We start from the raw sequence: 23608 nt of genomic DNA on the forward strand, positions 1-23608 counted from the left end.
ATCCCTCAATCGGTTTTTAAAAGTTCATTGGGTATACCGAATTCCAACACAAAATCATCCAGCGGTTTGGGTTTACTAAACTGGCTGCCGGTCTTTCTGGCCAATGCCGACAAAAAAACATGGCCTTTACCGCTGCCTTTTAGCCTGGAACGTTCGTTTCGAATACTGGGATTGCGGCAAATCAACCAGTGATGAACGTCCCGCTCGGTCCCTTCCAATCGCACCGGTTGTCGATCGGCCGACGAATAATACTTGAACGCATTGACCAAAATCTCGTTCAGCAAGATGGTCAACAACGATTCGGTGATGCCGTATGCTTTGAATTGTATATCGGTGCGCTCGAATCCGTGCAATTCCAACTTGAAAAAACGTTCCTCGATCCAAGATAATCGCTGTTCGAGCGTCGCCGACCGGTTCAACAAAGCGGCATAGCTTTGTTCCCAATCGGTTTGTAGTTGCCGTTCCAGTTCATAGTGCTCTTCATTCCAGACTTTGCGGCTAATATCGGGACTGCACAATCCATGCGATTTGGCGTAACTCATATAATGCTGCTGAATTTTTTCGGCGCCGGAAACCGAAAGCAAATGCATCATGATCATGTTCAGCGTATTGTCGAAAACCGACAACAAACCGCTATCGCCCTGCATGTCCTGCATTAGCCGGTTTTTAAGTACGGTTTCATCGGTGGAAATAATACTGAAAACATCCAGTAAACCGCGCATGGTTTGAGCGGCTTGGGCATACAATTTCGGTTGGTTTTCGTGCGTGGTATTGTAGATGATCGCATCCAAAGGACTGCGGAATTTATGGGCGAACATAGCCATCGTGTCTTCCAGCTCTTTTTCGGATTCCTCAAGTTTTTTATTTTTGACTTCGAGTTCCCGATTCTTTTCTTCGAGTTCGACGGCTTGTTGTAGGCTCGTCAAGCAAATGTTTCTCAAGCCGATATTGGTTTCCTTATTTCCACCAAAAAAATCATCAAAAAAAGTCTCCGCTTGAACGATGTCGTTTTGTGTCAATAAGTTAAGTCTCAACAAACCGAGTGTTCTATTATGCTCGGTAAATCCATAATCTACATTAAGGGAAAGTTTTTCCATCAAAAACTCACCGACTTCACCTGGATCAAATTCCCTAGATAGACGATCAGCTTTAACTAAATCTTTTTCTACTCCCTTGCCCAATGCATAACACATCATCAAAAATAATTGGATGAAATCATAGGTATGGTCATCAGAAGAATCGAAGCCGTCATGGGCCTTATTAAAGTATTCAAAAGCTAAGCTATCGTTTTGATCTACGCCTTTTCCCGATACGCGTAATAAACCCAAAATTAAATTGGGCAAAGCGCTGGAGTGTCCAATTGAAACTTCGGAACACCATCTGTAAATAAAAACATAAGAGTTTTGATTTTCCAAAGATTCCGGAATTACTTTAGATAGATACTGCTTGATCAGCCAATCGCCGGCTTTGACGTAGCCGCCTTTAACACAATTAAGCATGTAACCCATGCCTTCTTCGTAGTTTTTGTGGGATAGTAGAAACTGAGCGGAACGAAATTGACTTTCAAGAAACTCGTTTGTTGGGCTTTTATCTTGCCAATGTTCAGCGGCTTTTATAAACCATTGGTAGCCCAGTTCACTGTTTTGCTCGACGCCGTTGCCCAATGCGTAGAGTTCGCTTAACAACAAATAGGCTTCGATCATACCCAAGCTATAATTCGGTGCTTGCTCCGGATTGGAGTCAAAAAAAGACTCGGCTTGCTCAACAACCTTGTTTGCCCAAAAAAAGGCACTTAGATCGTTTTTTTCGACACCTTCCCCGTGGTAATAACAACAGGCTAGTTGGTATTGCGCAGCGGCAAAGTGGTGAGCCGCGGCCTTGCTGAACCAGCCGACAGCCAATGTTTTATTCTGCTGAATACCGAGGCCGTAAAAGTACAAATAACCTAACCAATATTGGGCTTCCGCGCATTCTTGCTCGGCTGCCTGTGTCAACCAATGGAAAGGTTGCTCCGGACTTGGGAACAGATGCTTTTGAAGGAAGGATTTATCGACCCCAAAGCGGACTATGCTCCAAAAAGCAATAGATTGCGTGAATTCCGTTACTTTAAGTGGATCATGTTTTTTTATGGAAAGCTCTGAAATTACGCGTCTGTGAACTAAATCATTTAGGATACTTGAGAGAGAATCTTCGCTCTGAATCTCAGGCCTTGAAGCAATAAGAGATAAAATACCTAATGTCAGTTGTGCCTCGGCAAGTCCGTCCTCCGCCGCATTCTGCAACCAATTGAGCACCATAGCGTGGTTTTCATCCGCTCCTTCATCATCATCCGCTTTTGGGTTCGCATAACGCTCCAAAGCCAAATGCAGTTGTGCTTTCTCGTCGTTTTTGTTGCTCTGCGTTTGCAACTTGGAAATCGTGTTTTGTTCGCTCATGATTCTGGTCTCTGGTTTTTCGTTTGTATCGGTCGATTCGGTTTCGCTCGATAGCGGTTTTTCTTGTTCGCCGCCGGCGAGGCGGCGGTGAAATATTTACATCCTGAACGTTTATCGTTCTATAAATTCCACTTTTACCGGGATATTCAGGTCTTTGCCGATTTCTTCTATTAACGCTGTCGCGTTATGCTTGTTGACATGTGTCGTAATGTACCAACCGTCGCAACGTTTCTGCGTTTGGTAGCCGTTCGCCGGCGTTTTGGCGATGAGCGGGGCGGCGCTCAGCGTTTTATTCAATTTCGCCACCCGATCCAGATTGAACGCGCGACTTGCGAGGGCAGCGCCGGGCTTTTTTATGAACGCAACTCTCAACTGATTTTTGCTGATATTGAGATTCGAAATGACTCAAGCAGTTTTTGATTTCCATTTCCAAAGATTGCAGGCGTAGGCAATGATCGCTGGCGGCGGAAACTTGATCGAAGTTCCCGGCCATAGCGGCTTCCGCGGTCGCCAATTTCAAATCGTCGCCGGCTTTGCCGATAACGGCGAACAGTTCGTTGAATTTTTGGGTGACGCTTTCAGGCAGTCTGTTCATGTTGTCGTTCTCCTGCGGTTCGTTCGGTTAAACGGCATTGCATGGTCGGCAATGCCGCCGCTTATATTCTTAATCGATACATTAAATTACTGGTTTGAACGGGTTTGTATCGGTAAATAAAGGCTTGCGCCCGCCGTGCCGTTCGTTTCAACTTGGCGTGTAGTATCTTCGAAAGATTTGCCGCTGTAATGGGAAAACTGTGGGCATTTTTTGATGATTAGCAAATAGTCGTTCGAGCTGATTTAAATGAACAGATTTGCTCATGCCTTCCAATCAAATGGTTCAGCCGCTTTTTGACTGTATTTTACGCATGTCTTCGTACGCACAAATCAAACAGCTTGCCTATCGATTACCGGAATGTCTGAATCAAGATCAGCATCGCCTCAAATGCCAACTCGAACGATTGCGCCATGACGCCAAAAAAACAACAAGGATTCGGCCGATAAACTCGCTGAGTTGACCGTCTTCATCGAACAATCGGCGCGCGTCGATTCCGGCGATTTCCTCTTGCAGTTTTTGGAATACCTGATCGAGATCTATCTTGGCATAGCACGCTCGCCGAAGCTGGCTGCCTAGCATATCCTCCAATGCAACCACTTCGGTGCAAATGCCGTGCTCCCGGAGCTCCCACACCAGCGGCGCGTGATCGTCGTCGCCGCTGACCAGGGTCAGGAAGTCTGGTTTCAAGCGCATACAGATCGACAGCGTTTTGATTTGCAGTAACTGATCGTCAGATTGTTTGAAACCGCAGCCTTGCATACGTTTGGCCGGGCATACGATGGTTTTTGCGTCCAGCATTTCCAGCGCATAGCGCTTGCGGTCGATTTGTTCCGCGACCGTCGCCACGGCTTCCGCGCTGTCGTCTTCCGGGACGCGCTTCCGTATTGTGTATAGGATTTCGATGGCATCAACGCCGCCTTCTGACATCATAAGCGGTGAACCTGAGTCATGAGCCGCGTGCTCTGCGTTCTTGCCATCGATGGCGAGGATTTTTCTGACCACGTTCATTTTCTCTTTTTTTCGTTGCGTTTTTTACCTTAAAGGACATCTTCAAGTTACGAAAAATTATCTAAAAAGGAGCTTTTGTTGTAACTGCAAACCTGAAGCAATTACGCTATGGATCTAAACCCTTTTGTAGCGAAAATTAACGAATCAGATTTTGAACAACCAACAGGCGATGTTATTTCAAATCAATATTTTAAAGACACCTGTAAGAAGATTTTGATGGAGAACTGTAGGAAAGTTCGGATTGGATAGATAAATAACTGGCTGGCTGGTTTAGAATTAATAGCAGCTGTTGGGTTACATGAGAAATAACACCACTGGTTGGCAACTTTTGGCCGTTATCTTCCCAAATTGGTCGATTTGAGCCAATGACGGCTATGGGGAAATGTATTAACGTATTGTTTCTATTGTGATAGAGCTTTACTGAAATAATCGCTTATCCCAAATGACTTTTTTAGGCTCTGAAACTATGAAATTATTGGCATCAGGATGAAGCGGGTTAACGAGGGCGTTTTGGTCTAATCTGGCAATAACTGATGGGACAATTAATATTGCAGTCCGTGCTTGGTTTAGCCATTGGTCGCCAAATGCCCTGGCCGGGACGTTGTTTTCTGAATCCCAACCCTCTGGGAGCTGGTTCTCATCAACGATTTCTACCGAAACACTGCCAGGTACGTCTACGATGACATACTGCTGAGTTTCAGGAATACGGCCGGTGTTGGCATGTGCCAGAATTTCTAACATGGCGCAAGAGTATGACAACGAACCATAAATAACCGGCTTGCCTGGGCTATTCCATCGTCCGCCAATGAATGCAGCGCCTGTCCCGTCCCAAATAGGATGACGTCCGTCCGCAATCCGGTAGATCTGCACTAAGCCGCAATACCGTAATACAAGCGCCAGAGCAATTCTTCGACCCGACGGGCTCCTATTTCGGTCATCGAAACCTCAAGGGGAGCGCGATGTTGCAGCATCGGATGAGGCTTATGCAGAAATTCCCTGGCATCGTCTTCCGAGTTCCAAACGTACTGAGCAGTCGCATAGATTCTGGCCAAGCGTTCAGTTCGTTCGGATTCTTGGGCGCTTAATCTATCCCGGCGGCGCTTATAAGTCGCCTCGGGGACAATCCGATACAGCAGTTGTTTGCGCTCTTCCGTGTTGAGACCAATAGTGTCTACAATAGTTTTCAAGGCCTGTTTGGGCAAGCCGTGTGATACCAGGGCATCCAACTCGGCAAAAGAATGGGGTACCGGTATCAGCGACATGAATGAAGCTATTTTTTCTGGGGTTACTAGAACCATCTTGAAGCCTTAAAGTATCATTTGATTAAATTATGATGTCTCACATGATACCTTTTGTCAATTTTTGGATAACACCGACAAGCTATGCCGAATCATTTTAAAAAGGGTATCACAATGCGGCCGCTAAAGGGCGTCCGCATCCGGGTCAATCAAACCTCCATAGGCTCTGCCATTACCATGGCATCGTCGACTTCTACGCCTAAGTATCGTTCTGTACCTTCCAGTTTGATGTGGTTTAACAGCAATTCTTCCGCGCGAGGGTTCTTGATCTGGGGATAAATAAGTGAGGCCTTGATGCGCCGGAAAGAATGCGTGCCATGATACGAATCTGACTGATTTTCACCCATGAACGCTTTGGCAGCTTTGAAGCAAGAACTTCGTGCGTAAGCGGAAAGCCCGCTTTCTGCTCTTGGCTTGTAAGTGCCATCGCTATGACAGTACCAGAGCGCTCGTTGAATATATCTTGGTTTAGGATAAGGACCGGGCGCTCGCCGGACTGCTCGCGACCTATCGTAGGATTGAGATCAGCCCAGCGAATCTCGCCCCTCAGTATTTTGGCCATACATCCAGATCCTCAAGACAATCCTTCGTCAGCCATGGCCTTCTCGAAAGCAGGATCCAGCTTGGCACATTCCTCGGCCAAGCGATTGCGCTCAAGGCGCTCCAGCTTCTCTAGCACAGCCTCCTGAATGGCGCGGCTACGATTGCTAAATACTTTGCGCTTCACCAGGGCATCGACATTGGCGAGAACCCCTTCCTCAATAGTTATTGCTACTTTCATTTGACTCATGTTCGTTACCCTTAACGGTATGATGGATTAGCATACTCCCGAGATTAATAAAGTAGCAAGGCGATGCGGTTAACGCTAAAGTAAAGGGCGCGTCGATCAGCTAGGCATTTTTTACACTAACCCCAATTGTTTAAAAACATCAACACCTGTTCCGGTTTTCTATTTAATGATTGCAAAATTAAAAACCTGACACCGACCTACCTTACTCACTCTAGTCTTTATTCAATCCAAACGGAGGCATTCTGAATCACTTTGCCCTCACCTCACAAACACCAACAAGCCGATCTACAACTCTTCAAAGACCGCTTGCCACCGCCCGAACTGGATGACATCGCCCGACTGTAATCGGCAATGCGATTCGGCTTGGCCGTTTACCATACTGGGATTGGTGGCTCCCCGGTCGGTGAGATAATAGACGCCATCTTTGAAATCGATAATGGCCTGATAACGGCTAACGGTCGGGTCATCGATGACGACATCATTATCATCCAATGCGCCGATGCGGATACTTCGCCGATCGATAAGAAAAACCTGCCCGCTTGAGTGCCGTAATTGGGCTTTCGGCAATGAATCATCGGTGGAAGGCGTGTGCGTTTCGGAAACGGATTCCGGTTGCTGTGGCGTTATCGGCTCAAGCACCCGTTTTCGGCGCTTTACAATCAACATAATCAGTATCAGCAGCAGGACTGCGACAAAAGCCAAAAGGATTGGGGAGAAATACTCCACATTTGCCGCAGAGCTAGTCTCCGCCTGCCGATCGGGAATGTTCAAGTCCAAAGGCTTTTTCAAGCTTTGACCATCGACTAGACTGACCTCTAAATACAGATCGTTCACGCGATCGGGCAAAGCATCGCGGTCGATCGTCAAGCGCAGACCGGTATCCGTCCGTTGAAAAAATTCAGCTCCCAATTCCGTCAGCGGCATACCGGCACGGTAGAGTGAATACCTACCACCGGTAGATTCGGCCAAACGGCGCAGGTTCTGCTGCTCGATGCTATCTTTGACACCCAGGCTAACCACACTGATCTTGGCATTTTGCGCCGCCTGTATCACGTCATTCGGCCCGTAAGCGCCGGGCAAATCTTCGGCATCGCCATCGGAAACCAAAACCAATATGCGGCGATAACCGTCGCAGTTTTTCAGTTCGTCCAAGCCTTGCAGCGACGAGCGAAATAATTCGGTGCGTTGGCCTTTCAGTTCCAAGCGATCGATCGCGGCAAGTAACGGTGCCGGGTCTTCGGTAAAGTCTTGCAGCACCGTCAATCCGGCATCGAAACCGCCGATGGCGTAGCGATGCCATTCGTTTTTTTCGGCAACCAGGGCCTTCAACAAGGGAATCACTTGCACGCTGAAAAAATTTCGCATCGACAGGCTGGTATCGGTCATCAACAAATAGCAAACCGGCCATTCGGGTTGCGGAGCCCATTCCCGGGTTGTCGGCGCCAACGGCGATGTCCCGTCAATCAACTCGACACTGCTGATCGGCCCGGCCGTTTCCCCTTGTACCCAAGCGCTTATCCTTAGCCGTTGTGCTTCCCGATCGTAAACGGCTTCATCCAAAACGATTTCCGCAGCCATGGCTTGACTGAGGGTCATCGGCAATAACAGCCCATAACGAAACCAATGATTAACCTGTCGCCTCATAATTGCTTCCTCTCATATCTATGTTAGTCGACTTGAACGCTACCGTCAGCGTTAACGGTAATGCTAACCATCAAGCCTTTTTGTTGTTCCACCGCCAAACGTAGAGGCTTCAAGCGACTGCTGCCGTCACGGTAAAACACTCGGCCCTTAACTTCCGCCACTGCCGGATTACCGCGCCGGGCATATAAATTGGCATAAACACGGTACACGCCCGGCGTCGCCTCATGCAATTCCCACACTTCATTGCCGGGCCCCACGAGGCTGTCTTCGGTGAGTTCGCCGGGATGATTGGGGTGTGTTTTCTGCCGAAAATTAAACTCGATCCCGGCCGGATTGACGACATGCAAATCCACATCATGGTTAACCGTGCTCCAGCGGATGTAAATTACTAAAAAGGTTTTGGCCAGCTGTTGCCGGGCCGATTCGACTTGCTGTTGCAGTTGTCTCGCCCTACCCTCCGCCTCGCTTCGCGCTTGTTGCTGCTGTTCCAATAGCTGTTGTTGCCGCGTTAACTGTTCTCGTAACTGCGCTACCTTGGCGCTCAACTCCGGCGGCGACTCTTTGAGATAATAGGGCAACAAAATCAACGTCAACAACACGAACGCGCCTAACGCCGAAGCAAACAAATCCAGCGCCGACATACTAAAAATAGAAATCTCGCGATTGCGGCGCCGCATCGTCAATGATCCTTAATTCGGTAAACCACTTGCTCCGAACCGAAAATCAAGCGTTGCCCCGGCTTGATCGTTGCCCAGACCCGATTGGCAAGTTTGGCATGATCGACAAAAACGCCGTTGGTAGAATCCAAGTCCATGACCAGTAGGCCGCGTCGCTCATGCCATCGTAACTGGGCATGGCATCTAGAAACATCGGTCTGCTCGATCACGAAGCTCACCTGATTCGGATCACGGCCCAACTTATAGATAACGCCCGGCTGCAAAGTCAATACCGGCCACTGCTTCTTTTCCGGATGCAATACAATCGCCACCGTAGGGTTTGGCAATGGCTGCGGTTTTGGAAACCCTTTCGAGTCGCGCTTGATAAAGCCTGCAGGATGGCCGGACGGCATTTTTTCGCCCCACTTTTTTCGATACCATTCGCTCAATACATGGCTATCGACGATAGCCGGAGAATGCTTCCGTTGTTGCCGGAGCGTCACGGCCAAAAGCAATGCCAAGACGACCACAATCGCGATCAAGCCCTGATGATCGCTCGCCATGGGCTTACATAGTGAATGATCGAGACTAAAATCAATGCGATGGGAACGTAAAGCTTGAATCAATTCATCCGACTGTATCGAAAAAAAAGTCCCTTCGTTGATGTCCAATCCGATTTGGTTTGGCGCACGGCCGCCTGAAGCATCCACGGCATGGATCCCGCTTCTGGCTTTCGCAACATTGACGCCAACGACCCGACCGCACGCATCGAGCAAAGGACCGCCACTGTTGCCGGTATTCACCGTGGCATCGTGCTCAAACAATGCGATCGCGCGGCCGCCGCTCGTCAACGGAAATAATTGCCGTGCCGAAATGACGCCGCGTTTGATTTTAGGATCGATGAAGGCAGGATTCTCGGGGCTATTATCCGAAGCACCCGGAAAACCGATCGATACCACCTCTTGATTTTTTACGACGTCGGCCGCCTTGGTCAACGGTAAGGGCGGCAAAGGCCAGCTATCGATTTTGAGAATGGCCAAATCCTGTTCGGCGGAAGACCAAACAATATCCACGCGATGCAATTTGGCTTGCGGAACGATCGCCTCGACCGCTACCAACTCGACTTGCGCCTGCATTGCGTTCTCGACGACATGATGATTACTGATGAAATAACCCTGGCCGTTAATCGCAAATGCGCTTCCGCTGGATAACGCATTGAAATGGCCGGGCCGGGCATTATCAATCGCCACCACACGAATCACCGCCCTATCCAATCGCTCCCAATCGACCGCTTGGTCCCGGCAAGCCGATAGAGACAAGAGCATCGTCAAGGCCAGCAACCCCCCGCGAAGAATCAATCGTCTAGTCATTTTGGTCCGGTTCATGTTGAAGCGATGGGTCTAGGGCTTTCGAAGACGAAGGGATAACGACATCATCCGTTCGTAAAACGTTTGATTCAGTGGACTCATCTTCCTTCGCGGCGGCTATGCGATGGTCCGGTTCATTGTCGAACGGCATCGCACTACCTGCCGGTTGGGTTGGCCAGAGCGTCTTATCCAACCACCCGTAAGCCTCTGCAATCAGGCCGGCGACGGCCAGTGCAATCAGAAAAACCGGACGGCAACGGCGCTGTTTGACCGATTTGGAATGCTCTCCTTCGCAGAAAACCGTCAATACTGTCGTATTATCCTGGCCCGGTAACCGGGCCTGCGCGACGGCCGACAATAGACAGTCGGCCGTTTGCTGCGCGTCATGCCCTTCCTTCATCAAGGCATGAATTTCCGGATCGGTGAGCGTATGAATACCGTCGCTGGCCAGCAAGAAGCGGTCGCCCGGATGGACCGGCAAACCTTCATTCGGGCAATCGATGAAGGTAATCTCTTCGCTCGTCACCGCGCTGGTAATCGTATGATACTCAGGATGTTGCAGGGCTTCCTCCCGGCTCATTCGCCCGCACTCGACGTCTTCCAGCAAAACTTCTGCAAACGCATGGTTCGCATTCAAACGCTGCCAATGACCTTGGCTCAAGCGGTACAAAGGACTGTCGCCGACACTTAACCAAAAAGCCCTGCCTTCAACCAAGGCCAAAGCCACCAGAGTGGTCCCCATATCGGCCTCTCCTGCTGACGATTGTTCGCAGAGCTGTTTTAAATGCGCATGAGCGGATTGCAAAGCGGCCGTCAACACCGATGGCATGCTGGCGTTTGTCCGGTCTTTGAAAGACCGAACAAACGCTTTGGTGACTTGCTCGCTGGCGATCGCTCCACCAGAATAGCCGCCCATGCCGTCGGCCACGATAAAAACCTTCGCATCCTGACTGTCAAACGTGGCGAAATAATCTTGTTGTTCGCTGCGTTCGCCGAGGGTTTGGCCGTTACCGATGGAATCTCTGTTCAATGGCGGATTACCTGTGGTTAGTTTGGTTATAGATCAATTAGACATAACGGACAAGTGTGTTGCCGGTTTGGTTTGTTTTCAAAAAACAAAAATCACTGTCCGCCGCGCACCAAACGAACGTGGTAGTTGAGGGTCTTAAGGTTGAAGCCGACAGAGCCATTGCAGAAATGCACGAGCCACGCGCCGTTCGAATGGTAGGCATACGGCGACGAAGACCAAAATACCCAAGATGTAGTATTGGGAAAAGCGTCCGGATGGATCGTAGGCTTTTGGTGTTTGCCCTCACATACATTCCCAGTGTCATTCCAGGTTTTAGGCGAATCAGTCGAACAATATATCAAGGTTTTCAGTTCATCAATCGTCGGCACGCGCCAATCGCGATAACCGGCAAATACTGTTTGTCGTGCTGCTTCAATGGCTTCATCGTACTTGTACTTTTTCGCCTTGCCCATACAACCTTGGTTTTGCCAAACTTGTCCAAGACTGCAGCGCATCCATTGTAGACCCGTTGTCATATCAGTCACGGTACCGTCTCCATTATCCCGATAACGGCCGGCGATGAGTTCTTCTTGTTTTGCTTTAGGCTTTATTATCCCTTGTTTGCTCTTTTCAGTGGCCAGTCTTTCCGCTTCAGGCTGTTTTTTGGGGGTTTGATGGATCTTGCCTTGCAGCAAATATTGAAACTCTCTTACCGTTTGCGGTCGGTTTTTGCCGCGAAATTCTAAGGCACGATCGATCGCGGCCAAAAAAGCCGGGCTGTAGCTTTGGCTTTCGAGTCTGCCGCTGAGCGGTTGATAGGGGTCGGGTTCGTCTTCGGTCAACGCCATGCTGCGTTCGGTCGCTTCCGGCGGGGCATTGCCGGTAATTGCCCGATATAAGGTTGCGCCCAGCGCATAGATGTCGGTCCACGGTCCTTGTCTGCCTTGGCTGCTGTATTGTTCGAACGGAGCGAATCCGGCGCTGACCACCACGCTCAAGCTGCGGCTGCGTTCGCCCAAGGCCATTCGGGCCGCGCCGAAATCGATCAGGATCGGCGTGCTGTTGGTACGGAGAAAGATATTGTCCGGTTTGATGTCACGGTGCAGAAAATCGGCCTGATGCACCGCACGGACGCCGTCGAGTACCGGCAGAAAAATCGACAGCGCTTCGGCTTCGTTCAAGGGCCGTTGGAGCCGGTCCAGGTAGGCACTCAAGCTCTCGCCTTGTTCGTAGTCCATCACGATGTAGGCCGTGCTGTGTGCGGTAAAGTACCGGAACACTTGGACGATATTCGGGTGTTTGAATTGCGCCAGCGTTTGGGCTTCAGCCATGAAACGTTCCAGACCCCATTGATAAGCATCTTGGTCGCGGGTCGATTTCGGCGCTACCGTGACCGAGGCTTCGCGGACCGCCAAGTCGGTCGGCAAGTATTCCTTGATCACGACCGGTTTGTTCAGGTGTAAGTCCTGTGCCAGATAGGTGATACCGAAACCGCCGGCGCCCAAGACCGCGTCGATTCGGTATTCTTGCAGTTGAAAACCAAGCGGTAGCGCGTTTTTGTAGTCGTTATCGGGTGTCATGGTCATTGTTTTTATTATTCCCTCGGTCTCAGGCTTAGTTCAACAAAGCGCTCAGGCGGCAAAAAAGAGACCATCGTAGTGTGTTAGGATTGATCATTTTAAATGCAAAAATCAAAATCACTGTCCGCTGCGAACAAGGCGAACGTGGTAGCCACTGGTCTTACGTGCATCGGATTGGAAATAGCCATAGTAAAAATCTACGTACCAAGCGTAACTTAAACTGGTGGGCGACGAAGACCAGAAAACCGAAGCAGGTGTGTTAGGAAAAGCAGTCCGATGAATCGTTGACCTTTGATAATTCCCTGAGCATGAACTTTTAGTATCATTCCACATTTTAGGCGAATCGCTAGAGCAATAAATCAAGGTTTTCAATTCAAAAATTGTCGGCTCGCGCCAGTCACGATAACCGGCAAAGACAATTTGTTGCCCCGCATTAAGTGCGTCATTGAATGTGTATCGTTTCGCCTCCCCCATACAGGTTCCATTTTGCCAGATTTGGCCTAGACTGCAGCGCATCCATTGCAGTCCCATAGCTATATCGGTTAACGTGCCATCCCCGTTATCCCGATAGCGGCCGGCAATCAAACCTTGTTGTCTGGTTTGTGTCTTGGCTTTTTCCAATTGACGTTTTTCATCGGCTAGCTTTTCTGCATCGACCCGAAGTCTCGCCTCTTGCTGTTTTCGATTTTCCTCAGATAGACGCTCAACTTGCGCTGCACGTTGAGTTTGCTCTTGCTAGAAAAAGATTGCCATAAGCATGGTGAAGAAAATGATGGGAATAATAAGGTAAATAATACTTATAGCAATAACTGTTTCAATAAATAAGCGTATTCCAAAAGGAGGAGCTTTCGGCTTGGCAGAGCTTGCGGTGCCGGTTTTTTTCGGCCGCGACTCTGCCGCTTCAGGCTGTTTTTTGGGAGTTTGATGGATTTTGCCTTGCAGTAAATATTGAAACGCTCTCACCGTTGGCGGCCGGTCTTTGCCGCGAAATGCCAGGGCCCGGTCGATCGCGGCTAAAAAAGCCGAGCTGTAGCCTTGGCTTTCGAGTCTGCCGCTGAGCGGTTGATACGGGTCGAGTTCGTCTTCGGTCAGCGCCATGCTGCGTTCGGTCGCTTCCGGCGGGGCATTGCCGGTAATTGCCCGATAGAAAGTGGCGCCCAGCGCATAGATGTCGGTCCACGGGCCTTGCTTACCCTGGCTGCTGTATTGTTCGAACGGGGCGAATCCGGCGCTGACCACCACGCTCAAGCTGCGGCTGCGTTCGCCCAAGGCCATTCGGGCCGCGCCGAAATCGATCAAGATCGGTGTGCTGTTGGCCCGCAGAAAGATATTGTCCGGTTTGATGTCGCGGTGCAGAAATTCGGCCTGATGAACGGCGCGCACGCCATCGAGCACCGGCAGAAAAATCGACAGCGCTTCGGTTTCAGTCAAAGGTCGTTGGAGCCGGTCCAGGTAGGCATTCAAGCTCTCGCCTTGTTCGTAGTCCATCACGATATAGGCCGTGCCGTGTGCGGTAAAGTACCGGAACACTTGGACAATATTCGGGTGTTTGAATTGCGCCAGCGTTTGGGCTTCAGCCATGAAACGTTCCAGACCCCATTGATAAGCATCTTGGTCACGGGTCGATTTCGGCGCTACCGTGACCGAGGCTTCGCGGACCGCCAAGTCGGTCGGCAAGTATTCCTTGATCACGACCGGTTTGTTCAGGTGTAAGTCCTGCGCTAGGTATGTAATACCGAAGCCGCCGGCGCCCAAAACCGCATCGATCCGGTATTCGTGCAATTGAAAGCCGAGCGGCAGCGCGTTTTTGTAGTCGTTATCGGGTGTCATGGTCATGGATTATCGCTATTGCGTTGGTTATCCTAAAAAATTCAGTCAGATATCGTGGAATCCGTTCGTGTTGAGCTTGTCGAAACATGAGCGGATTCCACGCGCCCCCATTGGGTGAGCATTCTCAATCCCGCAACCCTTCGACAGGCTCAGGGCGAACGGGATTGAGAATGCTCAACTTGATTTTTTAGACTCATCTACCCGTATCGCGATGGCCGAGTAGTTGTCATGTTCGCCGGATGCTCGACTCAATAACCGTTGTCGCAGTGCGTTCAGCCAGTCTTGCGGCGTATCGGTTTGCGCCAGGTCGGCCAGCATTTCGTGTTCTTCGATATATTCCCAGAAACCGTCACTGCACAGTAGAAAGGCATCGCCGGCTTGTAGCTTCTGTTCGGTCTTGGCGATGGTCGGTTTCGGCAGGTTCGGTTCGCCTAGACAGCTCAGTAAGCGATTGCGGTCGGGGTGATGTCGGATTTGTTTTGCGTCGATGTCACCGGTAGCAACCAGCATTTGCGGAACGCTGTGGTCTTTGGTTTGAAAATGAATACCGCCGTCTCGAAAAAAATACAGCCGCGAATCGCCCAGATGCGCCCATAAAACACGGTCGGCTTGGCGCAACAACAACACTAAGGTGGTGCGCATGCCGGCCAAGTCGGGATCGTTTTGTTGCTGCCGGCGCAGTCCGTGTTGCGCGGCCGTGAACAAGGCCGTTATATTTTCTTGGGTCGATTGCGAGCTTTGACGATAAGCCTCGCGTATCGTCGTCACGGCGGTTTCTGCCGCGACCTCCCCGCCGCCGTGTCCGCCCAGGCCATCCGCCAATAGCCAGGCTTCGCCGTCGTCAACCGATTCATGCGCCACGGCGTCTTGATTGATCGCGCGGCCGCCGGTTTCGCTCAGCGAAGCGGTATGGCAGCGAATACCGGCATCATCGGGGCTTGTTTTGTGACGGCGGAAAAGAGACCATTTAGGTGTCATAAGGTGTAGTCATCATTAATGCAAAAAACAAAAATCACTGTCCGCCGCGCACCAAACGAACGCGGTAGTGGCTGGTCTTACTGCTGCTGCCGACATGGCCATTGTAGAAATGCACGTACCACGCGACGCCCGAAACGTCGGCATGCGGCGACGAAGACCAAACAAAGGAAGCGGATGTATTAGGAAAAGCGCTCTGTTGGATCGTGGGCCTTTGGTAATCACCTCCACACACTTCTCCAGTGTCATTCCAGGTTTTAGGCAATCCGCTCGAACAATATATCAAGGTTTTCAATTCAGCAATCGTCGGCACGCGCCAATCGCTATGGCCGGCAAAGACCCTTTGTCGTCCGGCTTGGAGCGCGTCATCGAAGGTATATCTTGACGCTTCACCAGTACACGTTGAATTTTGCCAAGTTTGGCCAAGACTGCAGCGCATCCATTGCAGACCCGTGGTGATATCGGTTACGGTGCCATCTCCATTATCCCGGTAGCGGTCGGGAATTAAAGACTCATATCCCTGTTGGATATAAAACGCTAATGTCAAAACAGCGCCAAGCCCAGCAAGCAGCCACATGTGAATAGGCGTTTTTTTGTTGGAGGCTTTAACGGGGGCTGGTTCGCATAAGCGCCAACTTAAGACGCAAGACCTTGATTCACAGTTGAAAAATCAAGATGTGGCCACAACATAGAGTATTTTTACCGACGAAAGTGAAAATCCCTATGAAGCAGCCACAGCTAACAGATACCCTTTTTGATGACTTTTTGCAAGAGCTTCCAGCAGATTTCCAGGAGCAGGCCTATGAATTACAGGCGTTTGCACGGGCACGGAAAATCCGATCACCGTTGCAATTATTACAGTTAGTCCTGTTGTATTGCGGACTGGACTTGTCGTTGCGCAGCTGTGCCGGCGAAGTTGCCAAGCTTCAAGGCTATTTGAGCGACACGGCGGTGACCAAGCGACTGGCGGCCTGCGTGGCGTGGATCAAGTCGTTACTGAAGCGTGTGTTCGGATTGGATAAACAGATTAACAATGGCTCCTTGAATTTCATTGTGATTGACGGTTCGACCGTGCAAGAACCCGGCGCGAAAGAAACAACGTATCGCTTGCATGTGGCGATCGACTTGATGAGCTTGACACTCCGCGAGGTCAACGTCACGACCGATAAAGTCGGCGAGAGCTTGGATCACTATCAGTTGACTGCAGGTGATGTCGCGTTGCTTGATCGAGGCTACAACCAACCGAAGTCTTTAGTCCCGGTCATTGATCGCGGCGGCCACGTCGTGCTGCGCTACAATCCACACAGCATGACCCTTTACGAACGGTGCAACGAACCGAAAGGTGTTAAAATCGATTGGGAACAGCGCATACGCGATTTGAATGGTCAGCCGGGTGCGATACCCGTTTATCTGTGCCATCAAGACAAACGTATTGAAGGCGTGGTGCATGCGATGCCGTTACCGCCGGAACAGGCGGCGCAAGCACGCCGCAAAGCGAAACAACGCGCGCGTGATAAAGGTCGCACGGCGAGCCAAAAGACCTTGATGCTGAGCGGCTGGGTGTTGATTTTTACTTCGCTCCCCGAAGCGCTGCTCGACACGAAATCAATCGCTGAGCTCTACCGGGTTCGCTGGCAAGTGGAGCTGGTCATAAAGCGGCTAAAGAGCTTGCTTGATATCGACCGGCTACGCGCCCGAAAAGACAGCAAGCTGGCGGATTTATATTTGCATGGCAAGTTACTGTTTGCTGCAGTGACTCAAAAAATAGCGCAGCGCCGATTCGGCCGGGCGGCCACCACAATGGACGGTGATCGTTCGATTACCCATTGGCGTTTATGGCGCACGATCGCCAATGAGATCAAGGCAGGACTTACGGCTTGTTTTCCAATAAATAAGCGATTTATCGATGACTGCACAAAAAGCCTCTGTGAGCGTCCGCGCAAGAGAAAGCTTCAGGGTTTGCCGGGGCGTGTTTTGGAGCTCATTATTGAAGGTCGGGGAGGTGGCGTTAGTCTTACTTAATCAAATACTTAGATTCTTAAGTTGGCGCTTATGGGGCTGGTTCGTCCCATTTAGCAGCGCGTTTCCCTTTGAGGCTTTGCGGCTTGGCTACGGTTTCGTTGCTTCGTACTTTTCGATTTTCGTCCGCCTTACCTTGCAACAGGTATTGAAACGATCTGACATTTTCCGGACGCTGTTTGCGGTTGAGCAATAAGCCTTGATCGATGCCTTGTAAAAAATGGTCAGGATATTGGCCGCGCCCTAGCGACATGGCAGAAGGCAATGGGTCTCTATCGCCTTCGAGCAGGGCTTGGCTGCGCGTGTTGGCCGGCGTCGGCAAGCGGCCGCTCAAACAACGGTAAAACGTCGCGGACAGCGAATAGATGTCGCTGTAAACGCCTTGTAGGGGTTCGGCGCTGTATTGTTCGGGCGGTGAGTAGCCGGCACTGTTGACCATGAAGCTGACGCTTTTGCTTTGGCTGCCGACGAATTGCCGTGCGCCGCCGAAATCGATCAGCATGGCCGTGCTGTTATGTCGTAAGAAAATGTTATCCGGTTTAATGTCCAGATGCAGTAGTTGATGCTTATGCACTTCGCGCAAACCGTCGAGCACCGGCAACAATAGCTGCATGCTCTCTTGATAAGACAAAGGCTTATCGATTCGGTCCAAATAGGTTTGCAGGGTTTCGCCGTGCTCATAATCCATGACCAGGTAAGCGGTGCCATTAGCTTCCATGAAATCCAATATTCGTACGATATTGGGATGCCTAAGCCCCGCCAATACTTGCCCCTCTTGCAGAAAACGTTGCAGTCCTTGCCGATAAAACGTTTGTTGACTTTGGCTAACGGCTTGGACTTGTTGCGTTTGATGAAGCCTAAAGGCTAACCCATCGGGAAAGTATTCTTTGATGGCGACGGCGTGGCCGAGTGCGGTATGTTGCGCCAAGTAGGTCATCGCAAAACCGCCTTGGCCCAGCAAGCGTTCGATTCGGTAGTTTCCGAGCACTGTTCCGGCGGGTAACGTTGTTTGTGCGCTTTGCTGTGTCATGCCGTTAAGCCCAGTTGAACGTTCTGTCGCATAAAGCAATGAATAAGAGTTCGGTATTGCCGACGCGAATCCGGTCGCGGTCGTTAAGCGGCTGCGCGCCCATGACCACCGCGCCGTTAAGGTAGGTCAGATTTTGTCCGCTACCGTGTTGAATGAAAAATTGATGGTTCAACGGGTCGTAAACGATGAAACCGTGTTCTTTCCGGGAGATGGTGTCGTCACCGACATCGAGCGTGATGGTCATGTCGCGGTCTCGTCCGATGCGGTTCATGCCCGGTATGATGCGTCTGTCGCTGCCGCGCGCTTTGCCGTTCAGCACCACCAACCAGCCGACGACCGGTTCTACCCCTTCAAAACTTTCGCCTTTGTCACCGAATATCACCCGGGTTTTAGCCGTTTCGGGATTGACGCGTTGTGTTTGGCGATCGGCTTTAGAGCCGGTCGGTTGCGCCGGTTGTTGCGTCACATAGTGCGTTTTGCGGCAATAGGGACATTCGTCATAAAGTTCAGGATCGTAGTAGTGCTCATCGGCTGGGCAGCGGACCATGGGCATGATGATTTCTCCGAGTTACGGGTTTGATTTGGTTGTTTTGTCGGCTTAGTTTTGGATATACAGACGGGCGATGAGGTAATTTAAACAGTATTGTCCGGATTGAACGATCACCCGCTCTTCGCGGCCTTGGACCAAATGGGTGCAAAAAACTAATATCGCGCTCATGACCAGCGCCAATAGGGTTGTGTCGAAAGCCACGCCCAAGCGCATCGTGATATCTGCTAAAAACTGCGGTGCGGTCGGGTCTGTGCCGTCCGATCCCGCATAGTTGAGCGTTTGGGCTATACCGATCACGGTGCCGATAAAACCTAGTGTCGGTATCAGCCAGCTAAGGTAACGTAACATGTTGTAATCGATGTCGAGTCGATATTGGCGCAGTTCCAGTTGTGTGGTCAGCATTTCATGGGTTTGTTCTACTGAGCGGCCGGCTTGAAAACGCAGCACCAAGCTTTTGATCAATTCGGCTAGCTCGTTATCGCGGGTTTTGACGCTTTTGTATAACGTGCCCATGTCTTGAAGGGTCAGCACGATGTCGTCTTGTTCCGGTAAATAGCGTTGACGCAGTGCGTCTACAGCACATTGGATATGTTGCAAGCGGTAGCCCAGTTCACCCAATCCGATAAAAAATATAAACCACATTAGGTTTTGCAGTGTTAACGGATACGGAAAAAAGGAACCGGGACCTTGGTCGAACAATAACTTGGCAACTGCAGCCGGTAATGAGAAAAAATTACCCAGGGCAATCCATAATAATGCTGTTATCAATGCCATCAAAGCATAGGTACCTCGGGTCAGGTTCATGGGCCTTTTTGTTGTTCCGATGAGATTTATTGAGCTGCGTGGAATTGTACCCATTTAACGAGTCGATTCCATTTTTAATTGAAGTATAGACAATATGCCTTTGTGTTCTAGAGTTGACGCTAATGCTGATAAATATGCGGGTATGGTTGTTTCCGACCGAGAAAACATCAGCTTAGGGCGAGTGCTAATAGTAACGGAGTCTTCGCTCGGCTGTGCCGATAGCATGAATCCAAGCATCTTGATTGGTGTACGAGAAAGCCCCTATCCATGTAACTGGAACTAGTTGATCCTCGATGAGGCCGAATCGTGCGGTTTAAGCAATCAAAGTGACCAAAAAAACGGCAGACCGGATAATTATGTATAGCTGACTATCGACTATCCTATTATGCTGTGAAGAATCTTGGCGCAATCGCCGCTTAGATAATACAAAACTTAGATCTGGATTAAGTCAGGCTTTATCGAAAAGGATTATTCAAAACGTTTGAAATGATCGCAGATTTTCCGTTGATCAAAAGCGAGCAAAGGAAAAAAATCAAAAAGAATATTAGGCTCTATGTCTACGAACCCCCATGCAATCGACTGCTTTACGATAGGAGATGAATAATTATTCTGCGAATATTAGAGCCTGGCGAGGATCCAATGGCATTTAAGCTGATGACATAAAAGCATCAAGGCAAATGAAAGATGACAGTGTATTACTGTTGTTTTTATGTATTTAAGAAGTCGTTAACGACCCACAAGCGACATTCAGCCCAAATCCCAGTTGTCGGCGAACTAATACTAAGCTGACAGTTAATATCGAAATTCGCCTTTTTACGTGACTGATAGGTGGCTGTCCTCCGGCATTGAATCATGTCATTGCTAAGTTTAGTGGTTGCAGCTATGCTACCGCATACTTATGAAAATTGTCGTAGATACCAATATTTTTTTGGCTGCCTGCTTAAGCCAAGGCTCTGCTAACGCGGTGATCGCTGCTTGTTTACGAGGTCAGGCCATTCCTTTAATGGGCACGGCATTGTTTAACGAGTACGAAGATGTAATGGCCCGGTCAACGTTATTTCAACGTAGTCGTCTGAGTGCTGAAGAACGTAATGAGCTTCTGGATATTTTCCTCTCGGTTTGTCAGTGGACACGGATCTATTATGGCTGGAGGCCGAATCTACCTGACGAGGGTGATAACCATTTGGTCGAGCTTGCGGTTGCCGGTAATGCGCAATTTATAGTAACTCGCAATCTTCGTGATCTATCCAGAATGGAATTGAATTTTCCGCATTTGACTGTACTGACACCTGAAGCATTTTTGAAGGAAATAGCAACATGACAGCACTGACCGTAAGACTACCCGACGACAAGTACCGTCGCCTTAAAGAGGTGGCTCATCAGCGTGGCATCAGCGTCAACCGTCTGATCGACGAAATGGCCACTTTGATGCTCGCCGAGCTGGATGCTGAAACTCGTTTTTTAATTAGAGCGGAAAGAGGCCGTGGAAACTTGGCGCGAGGCTTAGAATTACTTAAGAAAGACTAACCTGGTAAGGCGGATTCGCCAACCGGAAACCCGGCATGGCTTTGAAGAATATTGGCGTTTTGCTATCGCGAACACGGCCTATCGGTTATTGATTTTTACATCGGGTTGTGTTTTTTTGACTTAATTTCTTTGTGTTAGACGACCGCTTTATGTCTCATACTCGTCTTTGAAAACCAGTCACTGTTCGTCTCTTTTTGGCCGGCTGCCGCCGATGGACAGTGACATAGTTCAGTTGCAAATAATTCCGGTTGGAGCGCTCGTCAGTTACATTTAATCCTGGTCGAAAATTTCGCTGATTGCTGGTTTGGGGCGTTACGATTGCAGGTCGTAACGGTTAGGTATAACAACCTGCAATCAAACAACAATAAATCGAACTCAGTTTTTTAGAACCAGTATTTTGCAGTGAAAATAGGCAGGTTTCGATAGAAAACGGCCTTGCCGCCAGAGTTCAACAAAACGATTGTTTTTTGGACGCTGTATTTTGTTTTATGTGGTGCGAAATTGGTGCTATATTGGCGTATAACCTATTTTTGAAAGGTCAGGCCATGGTAAGACAAAGCATATCCGTATCGGAACCCAATGACGAATGGTTGAAAGCCCAAGTCGCCAGTGCAGAGTACAGCAGTAAGAGCGAGGCGATTAACGACCTTATCCGGCAGGCACGGCGGCGGCAGCTTGAAATCGAGCATATTCGTTCTGAACTGATTAAATCGGAACAGAGCGGTTTTATCGACGAGCAGCCGGACGAATTATTGGCCAACTTCAAGGAAGAAGCACGGCAAGATGGGCTCTTATAAACTTTCGAAAAAAGCCCGCGCCGATTTGAAGAGAATCTGGTTATACGGCGTTATACCCTTTGCTGGTCAAATTTCGGCGCCGGGGTGTCCGTCAAAGGACGCCGTGAATACGTCCATGTAGGCTCTGTGACTGCATCCCTGCTGTCAAAGCCTTTGCCGAACACCTCGGCGCCTCCATGCGTCAATGCCGAAATTTGAAGTGCGATGGGTATAAAACGCATGGTAGTCAGAGAGCCGATCAATATCATCAAGGGATGCTTGATCGTTTTGCACACATCGCTGAACAGCCTTATCTATATCAAGCCGTTGACTCTATCCTTGCTGGGTACAGGCGTAGCGTGTATGGCACCGACAGTATTTATTACCGGATCAATGACGGCACAGTCGAAATCATGACTATTTTAGGCCATCAGGATACGGAAGATTGGCTATAACAAGCAGTCGTGCCACCAGTCGCCATTTAATCATTGGGAAGTTCGGTGCTACACAATCCCGAAATGCGCGTTTGACCTAATCAGCCTTTGCAGATACTGGTTCCTTCTGAAATTACCAGTCCAAAGTCCAACGAAATTCGAATTTTTGAGTGTCCGCTTACGATAATAGCATCTGCGGAATTCTCCCAAAATCAAATAATCCGAGATGAAAATGCCGGATAAGTGCAAGAAAAACCGATTATGAAATCAAGAAACTACAGTTAGAGGATGCGTCGTGTTTCATATTTCACTACCAATTTCTCTACCTGATTGCATAGTTTATTCAGATTGATTCTAGAAGCGGATGGATTGAGAAGCGCCGATTTCTATACGTCTCACACGATAAAAATAAACAATAACAGCATCATTAACGCTGTGGCTCGAATGATAGTGGACTTCATTGCCATGATCGAGATACTGTTTGCGCCCCACATTTTGAATTGACTCCAACTGACAAAGGCGAGCCATAAAAAAAGCAGGATTGCGATAATCGATTGTATCGCAATTTTAAGTTCTTGATAGCTGACGCCGCCGGCGCTGTTTGTGAATGCGGCCGAAGGATTTATCAACGGTTGCCAGACAGCGGTAGCTGGAGGTTGAATGTCACTGATCCCATTACCCACCGTACTGACGGAACCGGTACTGCCTCCGGCGGTAACATTGCCGGTAATCGCTGCCAGGTTATAACCATTAAACGTCGAAATGTAATGGGTAATGGCGGTGTTATTGGCATCACTGGGGATTTGTGCGCCGTTGGATGTTAAAAACTTTTTAAGCCCTCCGACCCCGACCAGGTGAGCGCCTGCCAATAAACCCGATTCGGTCATAACGATACCGGCTACCGTTTGGCCTACATAGTGATCCAACCCTAAATTGCTTATATAACCCCACTGCTTGATGTTGTAATCTTTGATCGCTTGGGTTTGTACTGCCGCGTTCGCTAAAAAGTCGGCTTTGCTGTGTATCCCGTACTTCCCGGTCCAGGTCCCTGTCCAGTCATTGGTATTCGGCGTGTGATCTTTGAGATAATATCCGGCATCGATCAAGGCGCTCTCCCCCATCTGATAACTGCCTAAAAAGCCGTATTTATTGACGGTGCCGGGATTGCTGCTGGATTCTCTGGCACTGAGCGCCGCCAAGTAATCGTTGTATTCGGAAGCCGCCCACGCCACTCCTGAAATGAACAAGCCGATAATCAGTTGCCTGGTTTGCTTCATCACG

At 49.5% G+C, this 23608-nt stretch carries 26 protein-coding genes and 1 pseudogene; 5 read left to right on the forward strand and 22 right to left on the reverse strand.

The window, feature by feature from the left end; genetic code table 11:
• Positions 1-5: 5 nt before the first annotated feature.
• The 18 genes and pseudogenes from MEALZ_RS10290 to MEALZ_RS10360 all read right to left on the reverse strand — a co-directional run bounded on the left by MEALZ_RS10290 (position 6) and on the right by MEALZ_RS10360 (position 15764).
• Positions 6-2435: a tetratricopeptide repeat protein gene (locus MEALZ_RS10290; protein ID WP_014148576.1), complete on the reverse strand. Its 2430-nt coding sequence runs from the start codon at positions 2433-2435 to the stop codon at positions 6-8.
• Positions 2436-2546: 111 nt separating this feature from the next.
• Positions 2547-2732: a hypothetical protein gene (locus MEALZ_RS23435; RefSeq protein ID WP_014148577.1), complete on the reverse strand. Its 186-nt coding sequence runs from the start codon at positions 2730-2732 to the stop codon at positions 2547-2549.
• Entirely contained in the window at positions 2725-3030 is a 306-nt protein-coding gene (locus tag MEALZ_RS23440; RefSeq protein WP_014148578.1) for a hypothetical protein, read from the reverse strand. The genes MEALZ_RS23435 and MEALZ_RS23440 overlap by 8 nt, the downstream gene beginning before the upstream one ends.
• Positions 3031-3402: 372 nt before the next feature.
• Complete coding sequence (locus MEALZ_RS20995; RefSeq protein WP_162472942.1) at positions 3403-4032, reverse strand: NYN domain-containing protein; 630 nt, start codon at positions 4030-4032, stop codon at positions 3403-3405.
• Between the two features lie 423 nt (positions 4033-4455).
• The gene (locus MEALZ_RS10305; protein ID WP_046061098.1) at positions 4456-4908 is read right to left on the reverse strand and encodes an RES family NAD+ phosphorylase; all 453 of its coding nucleotides are present in this window, start codon (positions 4906-4908) and stop codon (positions 4456-4458) included.
• On the reverse strand, positions 4908-5336 hold the full coding sequence (locus MEALZ_RS10310; RefSeq protein ID WP_014148581.1) for an antitoxin Xre/MbcA/ParS toxin-binding domain-containing protein: 429 nt from the start codon (positions 5334-5336) through the stop codon (positions 4908-4910). Before MEALZ_RS10310 ends, MEALZ_RS10305 begins: the two co-directional genes overlap by 1 nt.
• Before the next feature lie 149 nt (positions 5337-5485).
• Entirely contained in the window at positions 5486-5683 is a 198-nt protein-coding gene (locus MEALZ_RS22910; RefSeq protein ID WP_014148582.1) for a site-specific integrase, read from the reverse strand.
• Positions 5684-5706: 23 nt separating this feature from the next.
• A pseudogene (locus MEALZ_RS10315) lies at positions 5707-5898 on the reverse strand (type II toxin-antitoxin system PemK/MazF family toxin); the annotation flags it as partial.
• 12 nt (positions 5899-5910) lie between these two features.
• Entirely contained in the window at positions 5911-6126 is a 216-nt protein-coding gene (locus MEALZ_RS10320; protein ID WP_014148583.1) for a ribbon-helix-helix domain-containing protein, read from the reverse strand.
• 285 nt (positions 6127-6411) lie between these two features.
• Positions 6412-7770 (reverse strand): FHA domain-containing protein, encoded by a 1359-nt coding sequence (locus tag MEALZ_RS10325; protein ID WP_014148584.1) that lies wholly within the window; start codon positions 7768-7770, stop codon positions 6412-6414.
• A gap of 23 nt (positions 7771-7793) precedes the next feature.
• On the reverse strand, positions 7794-8447 hold the full coding sequence (locus MEALZ_RS10330; RefSeq protein ID WP_014148585.1) for a YfaP family protein: 654 nt from the start codon (positions 8445-8447) through the stop codon (positions 7794-7796).
• 2 nt (positions 8448-8449) lie between these two features.
• Positions 8450-9811, reverse strand: a complete 1362-nt coding sequence (locus tag MEALZ_RS10335) for a trypsin-like peptidase domain-containing protein (protein WP_084685412.1) — start codon at positions 9809-9811, stop codon at positions 8450-8452.
• A complete protein-coding gene (locus MEALZ_RS10340; protein ID WP_014148587.1) occupies positions 9789-10823 on the reverse strand; it encodes a PP2C family protein-serine/threonine phosphatase in 1035 nt (344 codons plus the stop codon). Before MEALZ_RS10340 ends, MEALZ_RS10335 begins: the two co-directional genes overlap by 23 nt.
• A 92-nt stretch (positions 10824-10915) precedes the next feature.
• Positions 10916-12388, reverse strand: a complete 1473-nt coding sequence (locus tag MEALZ_RS20730) for a protein kinase domain-containing protein (RefSeq protein ID WP_014148588.1) — start codon at positions 12386-12388, stop codon at positions 10916-10918.
• 111 nt (positions 12389-12499) lie between these two features.
• A complete protein-coding gene (locus MEALZ_RS21880; protein WP_014148589.1) occupies positions 12500-13003 on the reverse strand; it encodes an Lcl C-terminal domain-containing protein in 504 nt (167 codons plus the stop codon).
• Between the two features lie 114 nt (positions 13004-13117).
• Positions 13118-14218, reverse strand: a complete 1101-nt coding sequence (locus MEALZ_RS10350) for a serine/threonine-protein kinase (RefSeq protein ID WP_014148590.1) — start codon at positions 14216-14218, stop codon at positions 13118-13120.
• A 168-nt stretch (positions 14219-14386) separates the two neighbouring features.
• Positions 14387-15190 (reverse strand): PP2C family protein-serine/threonine phosphatase, encoded by an 804-nt coding sequence (locus MEALZ_RS10355; RefSeq protein ID WP_014148591.1) that lies wholly within the window; start codon positions 15188-15190, stop codon positions 14387-14389.
• A gap of 34 nt (positions 15191-15224) precedes the next feature.
• A complete protein-coding gene (locus MEALZ_RS10360) occupies positions 15225-15764 on the reverse strand; it encodes an Lcl C-terminal domain-containing protein (RefSeq protein WP_014148592.1) in 540 nt (179 codons plus the stop codon).
• A gap of 146 nt (positions 15765-15910) precedes the next feature.
• Here MEALZ_RS10360 and MEALZ_RS10365 point away from each other — a divergent pair, with 146 nt between their 5' ends.
• Positions 15911-17209, forward strand: a complete 1299-nt coding sequence (locus MEALZ_RS10365) for a transposase (RefSeq protein ID WP_046061100.1) — start codon at positions 15911-15913, stop codon at positions 17207-17209.
• Between the two features lie 28 nt (positions 17210-17237).
• Here the strand turns inward: MEALZ_RS10365 and MEALZ_RS10370 are convergent, their stop codons facing one another.
• The 3 genes from MEALZ_RS10370 to MEALZ_RS10380 are packed head-to-tail and all read right to left on the reverse strand — an operon-like array spanning position 17238 to position 19590.
• Positions 17238-18236 (reverse strand): serine/threonine protein kinase, encoded by a 999-nt coding sequence (locus MEALZ_RS10370; protein WP_014148594.1) that lies wholly within the window; start codon positions 18234-18236, stop codon positions 17238-17240.
• Positions 18237-18240: 4 nt separating this feature from the next.
• Positions 18241-18789: an FHA domain-containing protein gene (locus MEALZ_RS20735; protein ID WP_014148595.1), complete on the reverse strand. Its 549-nt coding sequence runs from the start codon at positions 18787-18789 to the stop codon at positions 18241-18243.
• Between the two features lie 45 nt (positions 18790-18834).
• Positions 18835-19590, reverse strand: a complete 756-nt coding sequence (locus MEALZ_RS10380) for a MotA/TolQ/ExbB proton channel family protein (RefSeq protein WP_014148596.1) — start codon at positions 19588-19590, stop codon at positions 18835-18837.
• An 898-nt stretch (positions 19591-20488) separates the two neighbouring features.
• Between MEALZ_RS10380 and MEALZ_RS10385 the strand changes: the two genes are divergently transcribed.
• From MEALZ_RS10385 to MEALZ_RS10400, 4 genes are all read left to right on the forward strand, one after another.
• Positions 20489-20911, forward strand: coding sequence for a putative toxin-antitoxin system toxin component, PIN family (locus tag MEALZ_RS10385; RefSeq protein ID WP_014148598.1), 423 nt, complete (start codon positions 20489-20491; stop codon positions 20909-20911).
• Entirely contained in the window at positions 20908-21117 is a 210-nt protein-coding gene (locus tag MEALZ_RS10390) for a hypothetical protein (RefSeq protein ID WP_014148599.1), read from the forward strand. The genes MEALZ_RS10385 and MEALZ_RS10390 overlap by 4 nt, the downstream gene beginning before the upstream one ends.
• A 545-nt stretch (positions 21118-21662) precedes the next feature.
• The gene (locus tag MEALZ_RS10395; protein ID WP_046061520.1) at positions 21663-21914 is read left to right on the forward strand and encodes a ribbon-helix-helix domain-containing protein; all 252 of its coding nucleotides are present in this window, start codon (positions 21663-21665) and stop codon (positions 21912-21914) included.
• A 254-nt stretch (positions 21915-22168) separates the two neighbouring features.
• Complete coding sequence (locus MEALZ_RS10400; protein ID WP_048481334.1) at positions 22169-22348, forward strand: type II toxin-antitoxin system RelE/ParE family toxin; 180 nt, start codon at positions 22169-22171, stop codon at positions 22346-22348.
• A 374-nt stretch (positions 22349-22722) separates the two neighbouring features.
• Here the strand turns inward: MEALZ_RS10400 and MEALZ_RS20745 are convergent, their stop codons facing one another.
• The gene (locus MEALZ_RS20745; RefSeq protein ID WP_014148602.1) at positions 22723-23604 is read right to left on the reverse strand and encodes a TIGR03758 family integrating conjugative element protein; all 882 of its coding nucleotides are present in this window, start codon (positions 23602-23604) and stop codon (positions 22723-22725) included.
• Positions 23605-23608 lie beyond the last annotated feature (4 nt).

This window comes from Methylotuvimicrobium alcaliphilum 20Z, assembly GCF_000968535.2.
GTDB classification, from domain to species: Bacteria; Pseudomonadota; Gammaproteobacteria; order Methylococcales; family Methylomonadaceae; genus Methylotuvimicrobium; species Methylotuvimicrobium alcaliphilum.

Coding starts and splice junctions, on each gene's coding strand:
- MEALZ_RS10395 (WP_046061520.1), top strand. CDS start 21,663: ATGGTAAGACAAAGCATATCCGTATCGGAACCCAATGACGAATGGTTG.
- MEALZ_RS23440 (WP_014148578.1), bottom strand. CDS start 3,030: ATGAACAGACTGCCTGAAAGCGTCACCCAAAAATTCAACGAACTGTTC.
- MEALZ_RS22910 (WP_014148582.1), bottom strand. CDS start 5,683: ATGGGTGAAAATCAGTCAGATTCGTATCATGGCACGCATTCTTTCCGG.
- MEALZ_RS10380 (WP_014148596.1), bottom strand. CDS start 19,590: ATGAACCTGACCCGAGGTACCTATGCTTTGATGGCATTGATAACAGCA.
- MEALZ_RS10365 (WP_046061100.1), top strand. CDS start 15,911: ATGAAGCAGCCACAGCTAACAGATACCCTTTTTGATGACTTTTTGCAA.
- MEALZ_RS20735 (WP_014148595.1), bottom strand. CDS start 18,789: ATGCCCATGGTCCGCTGCCCAGCCGATGAGCACTACTACGATCCTGAA.
- MEALZ_RS10360 (WP_014148592.1), bottom strand. CDS start 15,764: ATGTGGCTGCTTGCTGGGCTTGGCGCTGTTTTGACATTAGCGTTTTAT.
- MEALZ_RS10350 (WP_014148590.1), bottom strand. CDS start 14,218: ATGACCATGACACCCGATAACGACTACAAAAACGCGCTGCCGCTCGGC.
- MEALZ_RS10400 (WP_048481334.1), top strand. CDS start 22,169: ATGCTTGATCGTTTTGCACACATCGCTGAACAGCCTTATCTATATCAA.
- MEALZ_RS10325 (WP_014148584.1), bottom strand. CDS start 7,770: ATGAGGCGACAGGTTAATCATTGGTTTCGTTATGGGCTGTTATTGCCG.
- MEALZ_RS10335 (WP_084685412.1), bottom strand. CDS start 9,811: ATGAACCGGACCAAAATGACTAGACGATTGATTCTTCGCGGGGGGTTG.
- MEALZ_RS10370 (WP_014148594.1), bottom strand. CDS start 18,236: ATGACACAGCAAAGCGCACAAACAACGTTACCCGCCGGAACAGTGCTC.
- MEALZ_RS10310 (WP_014148581.1), bottom strand. CDS start 5,336: ATGGTTCTAGTAACCCCAGAAAAAATAGCTTCATTCATGTCGCTGATA.
- MEALZ_RS10290 (WP_014148576.1), bottom strand. CDS start 2,435: ATGAGCGAACAAAACACGATTTCCAAGTTGCAAACGCAGAGCAACAAA.
- MEALZ_RS10385 (WP_014148598.1), top strand. CDS start 20,489: ATGAAAATTGTCGTAGATACCAATATTTTTTTGGCTGCCTGCTTAAGC.
- MEALZ_RS10390 (WP_014148599.1), top strand. CDS start 20,908: ATGACAGCACTGACCGTAAGACTACCCGACGACAAGTACCGTCGCCTT.
- MEALZ_RS10320 (WP_014148583.1), bottom strand. CDS start 6,126: ATGAGTCAAATGAAAGTAGCAATAACTATTGAGGAAGGGGTTCTCGCC.
- MEALZ_RS10355 (WP_014148591.1), bottom strand. CDS start 15,190: ATGACACCTAAATGGTCTCTTTTCCGCCGTCACAAAACAAGCCCCGAT.
- MEALZ_RS20730 (WP_014148588.1), bottom strand. CDS start 12,388: ATGACCATGACACCCGATAACGACTACAAAAACGCGCTACCGCTTGGT.
- MEALZ_RS10330 (WP_014148585.1), bottom strand. CDS start 8,447: ATGCGGCGCCGCAATCGCGAGATTTCTATTTTTAGTATGTCGGCGCTG.
- MEALZ_RS20745 (WP_014148602.1), bottom strand. CDS start 23,604: ATGAAGCAAACCAGGCAACTGATTATCGGCTTGTTCATTTCAGGAGTG.